1 pseudogene is annotated in these 436 nt (G+C 45.6%); it reads left to right on the top strand.

What is annotated here, in order from left to right:
• Positions 1 to 436: pseudogene (locus A3757_RS26315) on the top strand (chemotaxis protein); the annotation flags it as partial.

Here is a 436-nt window from a genome sequence, read left to right as displayed (position 1 = left end):
TCCCAACTTTAATGCTCAAGCACTTATGGGAGAGAGTATTGATGTCTTCCATAAAAATCCGGCTCACCAACGGAGTATGCTAGAAGGCTTGCAAACTCAATATAACGGAAAAATCCAAGTTGGCACTCGAACATTCAGTTTGATAGCCACACCAATCTTTGATGATGAACACCAACGACTCGGCACCGTCGTCGAGTGGGATGATCAAACCGCGCAGCTAGCCAAGGAACAGGCTGAAGCTCAGTTGGCAGCAGACAATACGCGAATCAAACTAGCGCTAGATGTGTGTAGCACCAACGTCATGATGGCCGACGCTGAGTTCAATATCATTTATATGAATGAATCAGTACAAGAAATGATGAAAACTGCGGAAAGCGACTTGAAAGCAGAGCTTTCTCGCTTCGACGCCGATAACCTGATTGGCAACAATATCGAC

The organism is Oleiphilus sp. HI0117 (assembly GCF_001635235.1).
The sequence above is the reverse complement of the archived record's forward strand: the minus strand, read 5'-3'. Positions and strand labels throughout refer to the sequence as shown.